Origin of the sequence: Bacillus cereus group sp. MG9, from assembly GCF_040459995.1 — a bacterium.
Classification (GTDB): Bacteria; Bacillota; Bacilli; order Bacillales; family Bacillaceae_G; genus Bacillus_A; species Bacillus_A mycoides.
The window spans coordinates 165212-182434 of sequence record NZ_JARVHC010000002.1 but is presented as its reverse complement, the minus strand read 5'-3'; the positions used below and the strand labels follow the sequence as shown (position 1 = coordinate 182434).

The following is a 17223-nucleotide window of genomic DNA, read 5'->3' as shown; positions in this document are numbered from 1 at the left end:
TTGATTACTTAGTTCTCTATCCCTCTTCATTAAAACTATCTAATATGACTAAGCTGTAAAAGGAGTATAAAATGAAGAAATTAAAAATAGCACATATGGATAATCAGCTCGCAGATTGTATTACAGTATATTGTATGGCTGCCTTAAAAGGTTTGGGTAAAGTTAATTTTCAAGAAGTAACAGGATCTTTTTGGCGTTTTAATTATAAAAAAGATCCCCTGATTTTCTTCTCATTAAGTCTATTTAATTCACCATTTGAAAGAAATAGACTTCTTAATGATTATTTTAATATTCAACTTACGGCTATAGAGGAACCTATAGTAGACTATCATCAAATGATTATTTCCTCTCTTAGTAAAACTAAATTACCAATGGTTTTTATTGATAGGTTTGACTTGCCACATGATAATATATGCTTTCAAAAGTTTCATGAAAATCACTTTTTACTTATTAGAGGATATGATCCTATTAATCAGGAGTATCATATTGTAGATTTTTTCACTACACCTTCCTTTACTAAAGTTAATCGTAATATTATTGAAGAATCTATAAAAAAGGCATTCCATATAGAACACCCTATGATTATTGCTAGCATCGAAAAAATTGAACATACTTTTAACCAAAATACACTAACTGAATTAATTCAATCAAACTACAAACATATGACACAAAAAAATTCTAACTCTTCTGGCTTATTAGGAGTTGAAAGTTTATATACGGATTTGGAGAAAAGAGATGACTATTTGCAAGATTATATAAAGGTAATAAATCTTTTTTCTAAACTAAAGCATATGGGATCTTATAGAGCTCAACATGCAGATTTTATTAATACTTATTTTGGACATCCTGTATTAGAAAATGCATTCCACGAATTAGATCAAAAATGGAAATTGGTTGCAAATTATATATTAAAAGCCCATCTGACTAAGAACGATACACTAATTAGTCGTTCATTAAATACTTTGCAAGAAATCATCCAAATAAAAAAAGAAATATTACCCTTATATGAACAACTAACTAAAGGAGAGTAATTATAAATGAAGGATCTTATTATCATTGGAGCTGGCCCCTGTGGTCTTGCTGCAGCTGTAGAAGCTCATAAATCTAAACTTGATTACCTAGTTATTGAAAAAGGCTGTATTGTAAACACTATTTCTAAATTCCCTACATATGTTACGCTTTTTGGACCTCCTGAAGATTTTGAAATAGATTCTATTCCTTTCTCTTTAAAGTATGGTCCCCCAACAAAACAAGACTCGATGAGGTATTACTATAAGGTTTCCAAATATTTTAATTTGAATATTAAACAATATGAAGAAGTTTTAGATGTCTCTTCAGTTAATAAAATGACTCAAACGTCTTATGAAATCCGTACGGATAAAGGAATCTATCATACAAAAAATGTTGTTTTTGCCACAGGCTTCTTTGATAATCCTAGAAATTTAAATATCCCTGGAGAAGACTTGAACAAAGTAAAAAACTATTTTACAGAATCTCATCCATATTCTAATCAAAATGTTGTTGTTGTTGGAACAGGACACTCTGGTTTGGAGGCCATAATGGATTTACTAACTGTGGATGCAAAGGTTACTCTTGTCCACAGAGGATCGAATCTCAGTTATACACCAAAAAGGTGGATGTTGGCATCTGTACGAAAGGCTATAGATGAAGGAAAAGTTACTGCCTATTTTAATTCTAACATACAAGAGGTTACAGAAAAAACTGTAACTATCAATACTCCAGATGGCGTAAAACATATTAAAAATGATTTTGTGTTAAAGCTCATTGGATTCCAACCTAACTATGTTCCACTCCAATCACTTGGGGTTGAGTTCGACGAAGTTACAAATATACCAAAATACAACAAAGACTCTTTAGAAACAAATATCCAAGGTATATATTGTTGTGGTGTGGTCGCTGGAGGATCCGATGTTAATACTATCACTATTTCAGACGGACGCTTTCATGGCGAAAAAATAATTCAGAGTATCTTAAATAAAAATAAATTATATATTTAAAATTAGGGAGAAGATTTTATGCGAGATTCTATTATTGAGTTGCTTCAAAAACAAATTCACATTGATAGTAATACAGACGATGATCAAGACTTATTATTCGTTGGTTTCAACTCTATTGCATTTATGCATTTTATTGTAGACTTAGAAGTTTATTTTGAATTTGAAGTATTTGATGAAGAATTAACACTAGATAATTTTACTACTATTAATAAAATAATAACTTTTGTACAAAATAAAAAAGGAGTTGTTTTGAAATGAATGAGCTAATTATTGATAATTTCACAAAAAATGAAGAAGAATTCCAACAATTCCAGTACCTGCTTCGTTTTTTAAATAATAATATTATCTCTTGTAAAATTGATCATGATAAAATTAAGATTGATCATACTGAAAAAATTACTATTCATCTAGAAAAACTAGTCCACAAGTTAACAGAAAGAATTTCAGGAGGAAGGAATCTTCCTTTTAAAAGTCAAATTATTCATGAGCATTCGGTACAACCACCTTATATAAATGACATATTTACACAACTTATAGATCAAAATATTATTGTGAAAAATCATGAGGGAATCTTCACATTCCGTCCCCCTTTCTCAGACTTAATCCTTTTTTTAGACCAATTAATTGTTGATTATGTTGCAAAACCACTAGGTGCTGTAAATGAATATTATCCTACATTAATTTCAATGGATACTTTAAATAAAACCAATCACTTCACTTCTTTCCCGCATCATGTACTATTTACTCAACATTTAGAAGAAGAGTTAACGAATATAGATAAGTTCACAGAAAATGTAAGAGCGAACGATGGTTTGAATACAGATATGATTAAACCTAATGACGTCAGAACAACTAGCCTTGTTAAAAATCCAGCTGTTTGCTACCATTGTTATCAAAGTTTAGAAAATAAAGAAGTCCCTGATGAGGGGAGTACAATAACATCTGTTGGAAGATGTAGCCGATATGAATCAAATAATCATTCAGATTTTGGCAGATTACTTGATTTTTCAATGAGAGAAATTATCTTTATCGGTAGTGACGAATACGTAAAATCAATGCGTGAAAAATCAATTATATTATTGAAAGAATTTCTTAACATATGGGAAATTGATTCTTTCCTTGAAAATGCTAATGATCCATTTTTTACAAATGATTATAAAGTTAAATCTTTTTTCCAAAGAGATCTGGATATGAAGTATGAGTTAAAATTCAAGATTCCTTATCTAAATAGTTCTATTTCAGTAAGTTCATCTAATTACCATGGTAATGTTTTTGGACAAGCTTTTTCAATTAAAAATAATAATGAATTTGCCTCTACGAGTTGTATGGCATTTGGTTTAGAGAGATGGATATTTGCATTCTTGGCTCAGTATGGTTTAGATACCCAACTATGGCCCGAAAAAATTAAAGAATTATTTTCAAAGTATTTAAAGGGATAATAATGCATTTTAAATATTTATCATTACAACCTTATCATTCTCAATATAAAAATGAGCATTAATATATTTTTACAAACATAACAAATACCAATCTAAGTTTAGATTGGTATTTGTTATGTTTGTACTTAGCTAAAAAATTTCCTCCTTAGTAATTATCTATCTAGCTATTCCTTCTCTTTTCCAAAAACTTCCTTACACTTACCTCTTGTCCAACATCCCATGGTGTAAAAAATACTCTGTTTTTACACGATTCAGGCAGAAAAGGAGTGTCTATTTCCCCCGCTTTTTTATTTCCTTTATAATAGTTCAACAAATATTCTGGCACACTCGGTAAATATCCACTTTCAATTTCCTTAAATGTTGTTTGTACAGCTTCAACAATACTTCTTGATTTTGGAATTAAAGAAAGATACACTACCAAATTTGCTAATATTAATATTGAGTCGTATTCTTCATCGCCTAGATTATTATATAATTGTTGCGCACTTGCAATAGACTGCATAACATCAGGTTTTGCAAGTCCTACATCTTCAGCTGCAAAAATAGACAGCCTTCTAAATATTTGGCTACCTGGAACTCCAACGCGTATCATACGACATAGATAGTAGAGTGAAGCATTCTCATCACTCCCACGTAGAGATTTAATAAAAGCTGACATTAACTTTGAAGGATCATCCCCTTGAGTAATTCCTAAAACTGATTGTACATCCTCTAAGGTTATAATATTCTCTTCTATATTAAATAATAAATCTAAGGTCGTTATAAACTTTCTAACATCATTCTCATACGCACCCATTATTAATTCTTCTGCTTCAGGCTCAATCTCAATATTATTAAAAATTTTTTTTATTTTCTGGATTAATAACTTCACTTCTGTTCTGTTTGGAGGATATACTTTTGTTAAAAACATTCTGGACCGAATAGCATCCGCGATTGTTTTATATGGATTTTCAGTTGTTGTACCAATACAAATAACTTTCCCTTCTTCCATATACGATAATAAAATACTTTGCAACCTTTTATTTAAATAGTGAATCTCATCTAATATCAGCACAAAAGAACTGGAGTGCTTTTCGATTACTTCTCGAATATCACCAGTTGAATTTACTGTTGCATTCATCTCTTCAAAAGGCAGATCCGATGATTTTGCTAAAATCTTCGCTAAACTCGATTTACCTGTACCTGGGGGACCATATAGTAAGATAGATTTAAGATTTTTATTCTCTAGCATTTTCATAATAGGATGATTTTTCTTTTTTAAATGCGACTGTCCTAGGACCTCTTCCATACTTTTAGGTCTAAGGAATTCTGTTAATATTTTTACCATTACTTTTTCCCCCACTCTAACTCTCTCACATTTTTTCTAAAACTACCCCTGCAATCCCATGATCAATGCTTGCAGATACAAGCAATATATCATCTCCTGGTTTTAATTTCTTATTAGACTCTAAATCTATTAGTGATAAAAAAACATCACTACTTAATAGATTTATCTCTTGAGATTTTATTCGATTCCAAGAATTTAATCCTTTGTTAAATCCTATCTCTTTAAACATATTATCTAATCTATTGGATACGTTCTGATATACTGTCCATTTAATTGAATGTTCTTTATTATTAATATCATCCAATAATTCTCTATATTTTGCAACTAGTAAATCCTCAGCAGTTAAATAATCATTGATACTCCAATGCGCAGGACTTATATTATGGCAGGTAGGATATACTTTAAAATATTTAATTTTGTAATCACCATTCTGGTTATTTAATAGCAAAGAAATTGCCACATCCCCTTTTGTATAGCCATTAAAAGCAGAACGTGAAAAAGGAGCATGCATCGAATCTACAATAGTAGCCAGAAAATTATTATACCCATTGTTCAATAGAGCTTTCGCTATGTCCATAGCCATAATACTACTTAAGCTGCCTGCTTGCCCAATTGAAAATGGCAAAGCTTTTTTTAATTTTAATTCCTTCTTAGCCTTAAGTACAGGTAACATACTATGACTTTGTTCTAACGTTTCATGACAGTAACATAATACATCTATTTCATCAGCGGGTATATTAGATTCACTTATTAATTTTATTAAAATATCTGAATGAGGAGCATTAAATGTAGGTACTTTGATTGTTTTTGAAAGAAACTCTTCTTGTTTTTTTGAATCATGAATTGACGGTATGTTATGAATATTATCCTCGAACAGCCAATCCAAAGCGCTGTCTACGTTCGTTTGTTTTTTATTAAAATCTTGCAAATAGTCTGCCTTATTAGCATATAAGGGATTTTCAACATTTAAAATTGATAAAAAAAAACTATTCACACTATGACCTCCTTATAGATACTGGTGTAAAGCACAACCATATGTACCTCCTAGCCCCACTGTAATAGTTAGATAATAAGAACCTGGTTTTATTTTTTTTTCTATATCAATCATTTGTAAATTAAATAGAATATCTGAACAGTATAAATGTCCTACCTTATCTATAGTGTCCGTATAGAATTTTTCTATAGGAAAATCAAGTATTTCTGATACTTTTAGCCACGTCTTATAGTTAGCATTGCTCCCAATTATAAGGCTGATCTGTTCTAATGTAAGATTTGCCTCTTTTAATACTTCCCTCACTATTTGTCTAATAGCAAAATAGTACGTTGTATTAAACCATTCTAACTGATTTGGGGTAGAATTCACGCCATTATACGTTACCGCATCAACATTATTTTTTATAATTTGAATTGTATGGTGGTTCCCTTTAAGATTTTTACTCAAATAACAACAACTAGCACTATCACCTAATAATGAATCAGGGATACGTCGTAGGCTTGGATGAAAGGCTTTATCTCCACTTACTAATAATATCCCTTCCATTTCTTCATTGGAATTAAGTAATTGTTGTGCTAATAATAAAGAAGTATGAATAGAAGCGCAATTTTGTTGAGCAACAGAAAATGTGGGTATGTCCAATAAATCATAATCATGCATCAGTTTACGAAATATATTTTGCTCATGCCAATATATCTGAGAAGTCCTAGTCAATATTATTCTATCTATCGCTTTACCCTCTTTTTGTAATTTACATATTGTTGGAGTACAAGCCTTGTAAAGCATCTCCTCCAAACTTAATTTTTCCTCTATTGGTACACATTTAAAACCTAAATTGCTGTCAAATCTATCAATATCGCTTTTACTAAACGGATAATCAACAGCATTTATCATTCTTGCAACTTCAGGAATATCAATTTTCTTACTAGGTATATAACTAGATATATGTGATAAGGCAATAGGATTCATAGTCTTACAACCTACCATTCATCATTTTATTTTTGATATCCATTTTCAATATATTGGTTGAACCCTCCATAAACTCTATCATTCTTGCATCTCTTAACCACTTTTCCAAAAGAGGATGCTCTATCAATCCGTAGTCCCCCATTAATTTTGAGCATTCTCTAACTACCTTTACTACTACACCATTCATATACTGCTTTGCCATTGATGAATAATATGAGTTAAAATTACCAGCATCACATGTAATAGCTGCTTGCAATGTTAATACTCTTCCTCTTTCAACTTCCCATTTCAACCTGTCTAAAATAAATTTATTATATTCATGATTCACGCATGTTTGTACATAATCTATAATAGCTTTACTTAATCCAATAGCAATTGCAGCTGTTGCCGGTCTCATGTGTAAAAATGTTTCCATCGCTCCTCTTATCCCTCTTTTTAACGAACTCTTGTCATGTCCCAAAATATCTTGCTCTGTTACTAGAAAATCAGTAAACTCAATCTTTCCTAAACGAGCCGATTTTAATCCGAGTGTATTATCGACACTCTGTTTAATATTGGATAAATTATTATTTTTATTAATTAAAAAAGCATCTAAAAAAATACTTTTATTTTTTGGTAAATCTTTCTTTGTCTTTTTAGCAAAAACAACCATATAATCTGCAATAGCCCCATTTCCTACATATCTTTTTTGACCATTTAATAAATAAGTATTGTTTTCTCCTTTTTCTGCAGTCATTAGCATATTGGCTACATCAGACCCCGCGGTTGGCTCTGTTAATGCAAAGGCTGACCAAGAATTATTATTGATGAAATATTCAAAAAAATTATCCCTTTGTTCTTGCGTTCCTATTTTATCCACTATTGTTCCCGAAAGATTCGGACCTGGAAGGGATAAATATAAACTTGGATCTCCATAAGCTATTTCTTCTACAAAGATGACATTCTCTAATGCCGTTGTACCGAATACTTTATTTCCATCCTTTAAAGTAATTCCATCCCAATATCTAGAAGGTGTTTTAAAAAAATGAAGAGGCTTGAAATAGGAATCCTCAACAAAAGTATTAACAGGTTTACCAGCCCTATCACTTTCTAAAGCCAGATCTCTTACAACTGTTGCATATGGGTTTAACCATTTTTTAAATAAGTCTATTTTCATCCTTAAGCCCCCCTTTAAACTGATTTAGTATATGTTGAACCATAGAAATTTTATATTTTTTATATTTCGAGATGCTAGTATAATCAAATAACTCAGTAATATTAGTTCTATATAAATCTATTATTATTGGATACTCATTAATTCCTGTAATAGCAGCTTTTTCATTAACAATGGTGACACCAAGCATTTGCCTACTCTTTAAGTAAAATTTAATATATAGACTATTATGTATTTTAGGAATTTCTATTCCCAAAATAAGTTCATCTGATTTTAAATATAATTTATTTTGTCCCTTTACTAATTCTTTTATAGGTACCTTCTTCAAGTTATTTTTAGATCTTATCCAAACTAAAGCATTAGTAAGGTACCATCCCCCCCAATAATCTCCTGACAAATTAGCATCACAAATTGTTCCACCAATTGTTGCTCTATTCCGGACTTGTAAATCTCCTATAGTGCCCGCTGCTTGATAAAAAGCTGGAAGAGATTCTACTACTATGTGATTATTTAAAATATCGGTATGTGTAAGACACGCCCCTAAAAACACACCATTTTCTTCTACTCTAATTTCTTTAAGTTCCGGAATTCTTGTTATATCTAAAACCGTATCTGGGAAGAGAGTTCCTTTTACTATTTGGTTTGTTACAACTTGTCCACCGCTTAATATTACTTTTTTTTCCTTTTTTTCAGTTAATGCTTTTATTGCATCCTCAAGACTTTTAGGTGCCATGTATTCCACCATTGTTAGCCTCCTGTATTAATGACCAAATTTTATCTGATGTTGCAGGCATATCAATATGCTCTATACCAAATATAGATATTGCATCTACGATTGCATTTATTATAGCCGGTGGACTTCCTATTGTACCTGCTTCACCTACTCCTTTAACTTTTAAAGGGTTTACGGGAGATGGGGTGATTGTCTTTTCTAGTGTGATTTTAGGAATATCCATCGCTCTTGGTAATTGGTATGTTCGAAAAGATTGTGAAAAAGGGACTTCATTATCTTCGTCATTACATACTTCTTCTAATAGTGCTTGTCCCATCCCCTGGACTATACCTCCTTTAATCTGCCCTTCAACAAGCTCTTCATGAAGTATATGTCCACAGTCATCCACTGCAAAATACTCTAATATTTTGGGTTCACCAGTTAAAATATTAATTTCGACAATGCATAAATGCGAACCAAAAGGAAATGTAAGGCTAGAGGGTTCAAAAAATACCGTTGCCTCTAAACCTGGATCAACACCTTCTGGAAGATCATGGGCTAAGTATAATTTTTGTGTCACTTCTTCAATCCTCATAGTCTGTTTTTCATTAATGAAGAATAATCCTTTTTCAAATTGAATGGAACGAATATCTTTGTCCCAAATCGCAGATAAGTATATCTTTGATTTATTAATAATTTGCTGACACGCCTTGTATATAGCACTTCCACCAACAGCAGCACTCCTACTACCATAAGTCCCTCCCCCCCAAGGTACATTGCTTGTCTCACCGGTAATTACCTCAATATCTTCAAAATTTATTCCTAGTTCTTGTGATACTATTAATGACCATGCAGTTTCATGTCCTTGACCAGCCGGGCATGATCCAGAAATAACAGTTACAGAACCTAAAGGATGAATCCTAACAACAGCAGATTCAAAACCACTCGTCATCAAACCGATTGCCTTATGTTCCTTAGATGGACCAGTTCCACAAAATTCTACATAACTCGAAAGGCCTATACCTAACTGATAGTTACTTTTATTTTCCCTTCTCATTAACTGCTCTTTTTTCCATTTTTCATATTCACTAATTTTTATTAATTTTATTAAAGATTTATGGTAGTCACCACTATCATAAGTCAATCCAGTAACTACACTTTTAGGAAATTCATAGGATTTTATGAAATTTCTCATTCTTATTTCTACAGGATTTATACCACATTTTAGAGCTATGATATCTATAATTCTTTCTAATAAATAGATTGCTTCAGGCCTTCCTGCTCCCCTATATGCATCTATGGCTACTTGATTAGTATAATATGCTTTTATATCAACATTTATATAAGGAATATTGTAGCACCCTGATAACATCTTTGAAGTATAGATAGGCATTCCCGGTGTAGCTACATGCAAATATGCTCCCATATTTGCATGTAATAATAAATCTATTCCTAGGATTTTTCCTGCAGGATTATAGTAGACCTTTACATCATGTATTTGATCTCTACCATGGGTAGTCGTACAAAAATTTTCATTTCTTGTCTCTATAAACTTAAGAGGCCTTTTTATTTTCTTAGCAAAGTAAGCTAACAGAACTTCTTCCCTATAAACATTCATTTTTGAACCAAATGCCCCACCTACATCAGGACATTTCACATACAAACGATTTTCCGGATGTCCTAAAGCAATTGATAAAGATAATCGTAAAGCATGGGGAAGTTGAGTAGAAGTCCACATTGTTAGCGTATCCTGATACTCATCATAGTAAGTTACTACTCCTCTAGTCTCCATTGGTAGAGGTGCTACCCTTGGAATTATGATTCTCTGTTCAAAAGAATGTACTGCATTTTCAATCTCTTTCTTATTTCCAAATGTTTTTTTTATATTGTAAGCTACGTTTTCCTTAATATTTTCATGTACAGATACATCTTTGTTATCTATTGCTTCCAATAGATTTGTAATAGCTTTTAATTTTTTATATCTTACCTTAACTTTACTAGCTGCTAATAAAGCTATTTCTCTACTTACAGCAATTATTATGACAATAGGCTCTCCTACGAATCTTACCTTTTCTTTTGCTAACAAGGGATGTCCTGGATTTTTCAGGTTCTCTACAGGCCATACAATTGAAATCTCCCCCAGGTTAGGATCTAAATCCTCACTTGTAAATATACCAATTACCCCTTCTATGAGGGCATCTGTTTTATCAATTTCTTCAATAAACGCATGCGGGACTGTACTTCTGACAAAAGTAACATAATGCATATCAGGAAGGTTAATATCGCATACGTATCTCCCCTTACCAGTAATAAATCTATTATCTTCTTTCCGCAGAGGTTTAGTATTCAAATAACCACCTCATTCCCCCCATTTAATTTGTAAAAGTTAGAAAGTAAAACCACGTATTTTACTTTCTAACTTTTCCCAATTCTTCCAACACTTCTTTTGCGTGATTACTTGGATTAACATCCGTAAAAATTTTTTGGATAATACCTTTTTTATCTAAAATAAATGTGGTTCGATTAATTGATTTAATAACCTTATTAAGAAACTTTTTCTCTTCAAACACACCATATCGTTTAGCAACTTCAAAATTCTCATCACTTAATAACTGAAATGGTAATTTGTAATCATCACTAAATTTTTGATGAGATTCTAAATTATCTGCGCTAATTCCAAATAGCTCTACATCCTCGAGTTGTTGAAACTCACTATAATTATCCCTAAATGAACAAGCTTCTTTTGTACAACCTGGTGTTCCATTTTTAGGATAGAAAAACAAAACAATATATTTACCTAAATAATCATTTAAACGTAGCTCTTTCCCATTCGAAGTTAAAAGTTTAAAATCTAGAATTCTATTTTCCAGTATCATAATTAAACAGCCTCCCCATTAACTTTTGTATTTATATACTTTGTTATTTTTTCAAATGACCAAATTAATTTATTTTCTAGTAATACCTTTTCCATATCTAACTCAATATTAAATTCCTCCTCCATACTTACCAACCATCTAATAATAGTTAACGAATTTAAAGATAAAGCACTTATATCATCCTTAACTTCCATAATAGTTTCTTTATCTAATGCTCCTTCAGAAGCTTCAATTAAAGTTTTTACTATTCTCTCTTTAATTTGATCCATTTTATTACCTCCATGTATTTGTTTGATCATTATAGTAATTTATAATTTCTCCTAAAATGCTTATTGCAATTTCTTCAGGTGTTTGTGCAGCTATATTTATCCCAATTGGACAATGAATAGAATTGGTTTCCGTAGCATCAATTTCTGTCATTAAATTATTTAATCTATGTCTTGGTCCCATTACACCAATGTACTTAAACCCTAGATCAATAGCACTTTTTAAACATAAACAGTCAAACGAAAAATTATGACTCATAATAACAACTGGTGTATTCTTACTCATATTTGTTAAATAGGATTCAACATTCTCTATGTTATTAGAAAGTAAAGTAACTTCTTTGCATCTGTTAGTAAATCTTTTAATTAAGCTCTCCCTAAAATCATTTATTCTTAGTTCAAAATTTAATTTTTTTGCTATTTCCATAATAGGAAATACATCATTTCCTGCCCCCATAACAATTATTTCTTTTTGGGGATAAAACGCTTGAATAAATATGCCTACCTTATTGTTCTCATCATGATACAAACCTGTTTTAATTTCTACATTATTCAAAGCCTCTTTGATTTTGGGATCTAGTAAATCAGACTTATTCAGAATTTTCAGATCAGAATTTTCATATTTGATAAAACTCTCCCCTACTAGCCTAAAATCAATATGATTAATAATGGTACCAACTAGTACAGTCTCGTTTTTATTTAAACTATTATATATAGTATGAAGATGTGGTTGTAATTGCTTAGTATCTAAAATCAGAATATCCATGTCGCCTTTACAACCTTTATCAAAACCAAAAATAGGATCTGGTTGTGAAAGATTTAAATAACTGCCAATATCAAAACCTGTTTGATTATTCATTACGTCTAAGGATTTATCAATTATGTTATTTTCTATGCACCCCCCACTTAACTGGCTATATCCTATTCCTTTATCATTAATAACCATTTGAGCTCCCCGCTTACGGTACGTTGAACCCTTAGTATTTATAACTGTAGCTAATGCAGTTTTTCGCCCCTTTATTGTTTCACTTAATAATTTCTCTATGGTTTCCATCTATTAACCCCTTAAAAATTTTTCATTAGATAAATACATGAAATTATTTTATTAGAACAAAACATAAATAGTATTAAATGCATAATCCATTCTTTAACGGTCCCGTATTTATTTAATTTTTAAAATACAAACTTCACTCTCGTTATCATACACATCCTGTAGCAAGAATATATTTAAGTTCTATACTATATATCTGTCAGCATCCTCACTTTCGGAAGAGTGTTATCTATTCTTTCCCTAAACTTTCTTTTATTGCTTTGATAATAGGAGTATAGCCAGTACATCTACAATAATTCCCTCTTAATAGCTCTGCGATTTCTTCATCCTTTAATTCTGTAAAATTTTTAGTAATATAAGTACCAATCATCAAAAAACCTGGCGTGCAATATCCACATTGGAGAGCATATTGCTGTTGGAAACTTTTCTGTAATATACTATATCCCTGATCTGTCTCCAAACCTTCTACTGTAGTTATTTGTTTTTGGTTACACTGTGCTGCTAAGATAGCACATGATTTTACGGGTTCATCATCCAGTAGCACCGTGCAAGCACCACATGAAACACAATCACAGCCTATATGAGTACCTGTTAGTTTTAGATTATCTCTTAAAAAATGTACTAACGGTTGAATAGAAGAAACAGCAGTATTAATTTTTTCCCCATTCACCATTATTTCAATAGGGACTTTATTGGTCACATTCATACCCCTCTTTTAATTTTATAAATTTAAAATAGTCTTCTTGAGTATCAATATCTATTATTGGAAAATCATTTGAATTATCTATATTTTTAACCGATATCTTATTTTTATTTATTAAAGTGTTGAATCCCTTGTCACCTTCTAGTTCATCGACTTTTTTAAGTAATTTTGGTCCTAACAACACGGGATGTGCAGGGGTATTATTATAATTATTACGTATCGCATCGTATTGATACTTGAGATAGCATGTTTTCATCTCAAGTATCAATTTTTGAGAAATTATAGGCTGATCTCCTAAGAAAATAAAAACAGGTATGTCACCTTTAAAGCTACCTATACCTATTTTTATTGATGATGAGATTCCTTTTTTGTATTGATCATTTCGAACAATTTCAACTTTCTTTCTTATCTTTATTGAAATGCTCTTCTCTACTGTCTTGTCCATAAAACCTAACACTAAAATAATTTGATTGAATCCTGCTTGTACTACTTGTTTTATGACATGCTGTATCATAGTTTCATTATTTATTGATAAAAGTTGCTTAGGTTTTCCCATTCTACTTGATTCACCCGCAGCTAAAATTAATGCACCAAACCTCTTGGATTTATTAATTTTTTTCAAGACCTATTTCCATGTTCAATATATTGAACTAGATGTTCAATCGTATTACTATGTTCATCAAAAGTTTCTCGATAGTCTAACTCAATATTAAATTCATTCTCTAAATCAACCATTAATTTCATAAATTTGATAGAATCAATTTTTAATTTTCCATAGCCAATCCTATCCTCCATCTTTAATTCCTGTGTAGAAATATTATTATCTGATAATACGAGTTTTAACTTCGTTAAAATCTCTTCTCTACTCATTTTTCATACCCTCGATTCTCCTAGACTTAAAACAATTTTCAAAGCTTCTTGACTCTCGAACATTTTATAAGCTGTTTCAATGTTCCCAAAAGACATACGATGGGAAATAATAACACTAGGGTCTAGTTCCCCATCTTTGATTTTTTCTAAAAGTAACTCTCCATATTTTAAAGGGTCCCCAACCACAAATTTTAATGATAACTCTTTTGCAAAAGACTTCTCAGTATTAAATGGCATAGCCTTTGAATGATGCGCTCCTACACATACTACATTACCTTTAGGACGTACTAGATCTAAAGCTGTTTGAAGTGTATTATCTGTCCCTACGGCCTCAAGTATCACATCGGCACCTCTTTGATTTGTAAAATTATAAATTTGATTTAACTCATTCGGCTTGAGAGGTATCGCTCCTAATTTCTTAGCAATTAAATGTCTATTTTCATTAGGTTCAATTAAAAAGACTTTTGACTTTGTAAACATCTTTGAACACAAAATTGTCATTAGTCCTACAGGTCCACCACCGATAACTACTACGCAATCATCTTCTTTTATTTGTCCCTCCATAGCACAGGCGTATCCGGTAGATAATATATCACCAACAAAAATAGCCTTTTCGTCAGATACATTCTCTGGAACTTTTAATAAAAGCTTATCAGCGTATGGGACTCTAACTTTTTCAGCCTGTCCACCTGGGATATACTCTCCCACAACTTCGCCATAGCCAAATAATGAAACATGTTCACAATGGTAATGCATATCTTTTTGACAGTACCAACAATCTCCACACGCAACAATATCAGAGACGACAACTCTATCCCCTACTTGGATATTTTCAACTTCATTACCTACAGATTCTACAATTCCTGTAAATTCATGTCCCATTATTGTATTATGTATAAAGTCATTAAGTTCTCCTCTATACGGATGCATATCTGTACCACAAATAGAAGTTAAAGTAACTTTTATAACAGCATCTTTAGGATGTAAAATACTTGGAACTGGAACATCTTGAATCTGGATGAGTCTAGGTCCTCTTAACAGAGCTGCTTTCATCGCCATTCTCCTTATCCTTGAATACTTTTATTTCTTTTACTGACTTAGGTTGCATTTTTATATCTATATAAGTGTTATTAATAAATAACTTCCCATTTTGCTCTCTTGGGGAATGATTAATTAAAACGCAATTATTATGGTTATGATAATTTAAAATGTGTACATCAACAAAAGGCGATGAGAATTGTGCTGGTGCATCAATTCCTTCTGCATAAAGGATATTTTTATAAATTTTATAAAAATTTTCTTTTTCCATAGCGTAAGGCTTATTTAATAGCGACTCTATTGGGATATTAATATAGTAAACTTTCCCTTTTCCATATGAATTTCTTGTTATAATAGGCTTCTTCGATTCATTAAATCTTGCTAACACTTCTGCTTGATTTTCTCTTATAATTGGAATTTGATTATCTTTTAAATTTTCCCATTCGACGTAATATGAAGTCCCTTCATATTCAAAACTTCTAAAATCCTCATTGTTTAATGTATAATCTTCTAATTCTATTCCAAATAGGTCAGATATCCCATGTCCGTATAAGTAATTCCCTGTACTATAGATCAATATTCCACCTTGGTATACATATTTTTTCAAATTTTCTAAATCTTCATTTGTCAAATGTAAGTTTGAAGGGAATAGAATTGCTTTATACTGTTCTAGATTTTCCCTACAAAATTCTGTTGGGATTTGCGTCTTTTTTAGCAATAAAAACGCGTAGAATTGAGATATTGATTTTTGTGTAAAATCTAAATTCTTATCATTTTCTTTAAACTGCTCTTCTGGTAAAAAAATCCCTACCTTTTTTTCACTCAACTTTCCATCTCGTATCTTATTGGAAATTTTTACACATTCTTTCAAACTGTATACACTCTTTTTAGGCTTTCCAGAAGAGCTATAAAAACCAACAAACCTTTCTCCCGGTCTTAAATTAAAAGGCTCTTTAACAGTCTCAAAATCTTTCCAACACCATGAAATAATTCCTGTTGCTCCATGTAAAATACTACTTAATCCACTCGTCAACATATAATCAGCTCTTATATCATCGGAACAACCATACAAACCAAATTCATCAACTAAGGGCTTACCATATAATTTTGCTATTGAAACTAGAAATGATACATATAATGATGATTTCCATGAATTATTGGATTCAATATTGAATTTTGTCCATAGAGGAAATCCATGTATTGCAACCGCATCTAATTTATTAGAAATATTAGATAAAACAAAGGGATGTTCTCCTACTACTGATAAATGATCACTTGCCATAATTACACTACTTTGTGGATTCCCCTTTTTTAATGCAGTAATCATATCTCTTAACCATATATTTGCTTCGTCACTTTTCAGCGATAAAACCGCTTTTTCATTTGCATATATTATTTCATCACCTATGTCAAAATATAAAATATTTTTATACTCTCTTAGTTCCTTACCTATAAACTCTAGAAAACACTCTGCTCTAGTTTTAAGTTTAATATTTCCCCATACATCCGTTGAATTATCCCAAGGTAGTTTAAATATTTGTCCATTCATCCATATTGTTAAAATTGAAGGAATACAATACAAATTAGCCTCATCTGCTAATTTAATAAACTGATGTAACCGCTCTACAACAAGATAATCATAGACTCCTTCATGAGGTTCGAAATCTTTCCAAAACAAGAAAAACCTGACTACATTAAACCCTTCACGAGACATTTTTAACAAATCAGTTCTTACTTCATCTTCATCCCATTCATGCCAATATTGACAGCCACTTTTGGATGGATGATAGTTGAAACCTATATACAT

18 protein-coding genes are annotated in these 17223 nt (G+C 31.3%); 4 read left to right on the top strand and 14 right to left on the bottom strand.

The window, feature by feature from the left end; all coding sequences use genetic code 11:
- The first annotated feature begins 71 nt into the window (after nucleotides 1–71).
- The 4 genes from QCI77_RS28700 to QCI77_RS28685 are packed head-to-tail and all read left to right on the top strand — an operon-like array spanning nucleotide 72 to nucleotide 3457.
- Nucleotides 72–1031, top strand: a complete 960-nt coding sequence (locus QCI77_RS28700; protein ID WP_353825924.1) for a cysteine peptidase family C39 domain-containing protein — start codon at nucleotides 72–74, stop codon at nucleotides 1029–1031.
- A 6-nt stretch (nucleotides 1032–1037) separates the two neighbouring features.
- Nucleotides 1038–2018 (top strand): YpdA family putative bacillithiol disulfide reductase, encoded by a 981-nt coding sequence (locus QCI77_RS28695; RefSeq protein ID WP_193648209.1) that lies wholly within the window; start codon nucleotides 1038–1040, stop codon nucleotides 2016–2018.
- 18 nt (nucleotides 2019–2036) lie between these two features.
- The gene (locus QCI77_RS28690; protein ID WP_088031199.1) at nucleotides 2037–2276 is read left to right on the top strand and encodes an acyl carrier protein; all 240 of its coding nucleotides are present in this window, start codon (nucleotides 2037–2039) and stop codon (nucleotides 2274–2276) included.
- Nucleotides 2273–3457, top strand: a complete 1185-nt coding sequence (locus QCI77_RS28685; protein ID WP_353825923.1) for a hypothetical protein — start codon at nucleotides 2273–2275, stop codon at nucleotides 3455–3457. Before QCI77_RS28690 ends, QCI77_RS28685 begins: the two co-directional genes overlap by 4 nt.
- A 160-nt stretch (nucleotides 3458–3617) precedes the next feature.
- Here QCI77_RS28685 and QCI77_RS28680 read toward each other — a convergent pair whose 3' ends face one another.
- From QCI77_RS28680 to QCI77_RS28615, 14 genes are all read right to left on the bottom strand, one after another.
- Nucleotides 3618–4784 (bottom strand): AAA family ATPase, encoded by a 1167-nt coding sequence (locus tag QCI77_RS28680; RefSeq protein WP_353825922.1) that lies wholly within the window; start codon nucleotides 4782–4784, stop codon nucleotides 3618–3620.
- A 25-nt stretch (nucleotides 4785–4809) separates the two neighbouring features.
- Entirely contained in the window at nucleotides 4810–5778 is a 969-nt protein-coding gene (locus QCI77_RS28675; RefSeq protein ID WP_353825921.1) for a beta-ketoacyl-[acyl-carrier-protein] synthase family protein, read from the bottom strand.
- Between the two features lie 12 nt (nucleotides 5779–5790).
- Nucleotides 5791–6747 (bottom strand): 3-oxoacyl-[acyl-carrier-protein] synthase III C-terminal domain-containing protein, encoded by a 957-nt coding sequence (locus QCI77_RS28670; RefSeq protein ID WP_176280901.1) that lies wholly within the window; start codon nucleotides 6745–6747, stop codon nucleotides 5791–5793.
- A 4-nt stretch (nucleotides 6748–6751) separates the two neighbouring features.
- Nucleotides 6752–7903: an acyl-CoA dehydrogenase family protein gene (locus QCI77_RS28665; protein ID WP_241139172.1), complete on the bottom strand. Its 1152-nt coding sequence runs from the start codon at nucleotides 7901–7903 to the stop codon at nucleotides 6752–6754.
- Complete coding sequence (locus QCI77_RS28660) at nucleotides 7884–8645, bottom strand: FAD binding domain-containing protein (protein ID WP_353825920.1); 762 nt, start codon at nucleotides 8643–8645, stop codon at nucleotides 7884–7886. Before QCI77_RS28660 ends, QCI77_RS28665 begins: the two co-directional genes overlap by 20 nt.
- Complete coding sequence (locus QCI77_RS28655) at nucleotides 8623–10962, bottom strand: xanthine dehydrogenase family protein molybdopterin-binding subunit (protein WP_353825919.1); 2340 nt, start codon at nucleotides 10960–10962, stop codon at nucleotides 8623–8625. The genes QCI77_RS28660 and QCI77_RS28655 overlap by 23 nt, the downstream gene beginning before the upstream one ends.
- Before the next feature lie 58 nt (nucleotides 10963–11020).
- Entirely contained in the window at nucleotides 11021–11488 is a 468-nt protein-coding gene (locus QCI77_RS28650; protein ID WP_353825918.1) for a peroxiredoxin, read from the bottom strand.
- A 2-nt stretch (nucleotides 11489–11490) separates the two neighbouring features.
- Nucleotides 11491–11757: a phosphopantetheine-binding protein gene (locus QCI77_RS28645; protein ID WP_168388009.1), complete on the bottom strand. Its 267-nt coding sequence runs from the start codon at nucleotides 11755–11757 to the stop codon at nucleotides 11491–11493.
- 4 nt (nucleotides 11758–11761) lie between these two features.
- Complete coding sequence (locus QCI77_RS28640) at nucleotides 11762–12808, bottom strand: XdhC family protein (protein WP_193648215.1); 1047 nt, start codon at nucleotides 12806–12808, stop codon at nucleotides 11762–11764.
- 226 nt (nucleotides 12809–13034) lie between these two features.
- A complete protein-coding gene (locus QCI77_RS28635; RefSeq protein WP_088031210.1) occupies nucleotides 13035–13505 on the bottom strand; it encodes a (2Fe-2S)-binding protein in 471 nt (156 codons plus the stop codon).
- Nucleotides 13495–14130: a nucleotidyltransferase family protein gene (locus tag QCI77_RS28630; RefSeq protein ID WP_193648216.1), complete on the bottom strand. Its 636-nt coding sequence runs from the start codon at nucleotides 14128–14130 to the stop codon at nucleotides 13495–13497. The genes QCI77_RS28635 and QCI77_RS28630 overlap by 11 nt, the downstream gene beginning before the upstream one ends.
- Nucleotides 14127–14378 (bottom strand): acyl carrier protein, encoded by a 252-nt coding sequence (locus tag QCI77_RS28625; protein WP_088031212.1) that lies wholly within the window; start codon nucleotides 14376–14378, stop codon nucleotides 14127–14129. The genes QCI77_RS28630 and QCI77_RS28625 overlap by 4 nt, the downstream gene beginning before the upstream one ends.
- Nucleotides 14379–14381: 3 nt before the next feature.
- The gene (locus QCI77_RS28620; protein WP_215553230.1) at nucleotides 14382–15431 is read right to left on the bottom strand and encodes an alcohol dehydrogenase catalytic domain-containing protein; all 1050 of its coding nucleotides are present in this window, start codon (nucleotides 15429–15431) and stop codon (nucleotides 14382–14384) included.
- Nucleotides 15403–17223: a beta-galactosidase trimerization domain-containing protein gene (locus QCI77_RS28615; RefSeq protein WP_353825916.1), complete on the bottom strand. Its 1821-nt coding sequence runs from the start codon at nucleotides 17221–17223 to the stop codon at nucleotides 15403–15405. Before QCI77_RS28615 ends, QCI77_RS28620 begins: the two co-directional genes overlap by 29 nt.